This window comes from Neisseria sp. P0019.S002 (assembly GCF_051957155.1).
Taxonomy (GTDB): Bacteria; Pseudomonadota; Gammaproteobacteria; order Burkholderiales; family Neisseriaceae; genus Neisseria; species Neisseria perflava.
The window spans coordinates 1-375 of record NZ_JBQCWS010000193.1 but is presented as its reverse complement, the minus strand read 5'-3'; the positions used below and the strand labels follow the sequence as shown (position 1 = coordinate 375).

Genomic DNA, 375 nt, shown 5'->3' with positions numbered 1-375 from the left:
ACAGCCAGCTGAAACAGCAAAGCGCCGCCGCCCGTACCGAGGTCGCAGCCGGTACCAACATCAAAGACGTGGTTAAAACGACCGGCGCCAACGGCCAAGACGTTTACACCGTCAACGCCAAAGGCACGACTGCGAAAGCCGGTTCCGACAAAGTGACCGTCACTGCTTCAGCAGAAGACGCGAACAACGTGACTGAATACCGCATTGACTTGGCTGATAACACCAAAGCCGAAATCCAAAAAGGCGTAGATGCCAAAACCACCGTTGACAGCAAAGGCCTGACCTTCAACGGCGACAGCGGCAGCACCAATGTCGAAAAACTCGGCGCTACCGTGACCGTTGCCGGCGACGACAACATCACCACCGAAGCCCGAG

The 375-nt window shown here is 56.8% G+C and carries 1 protein-coding gene; it reads left to right on the top strand.

Going from position 1 to position 375, the window contains the following annotated elements:
- Positions 1-375 (top strand): hypothetical protein (locus ACTHTY_RS12260; protein WP_440367899.1); only part of this gene is annotated, 375 nt, incomplete at both ends.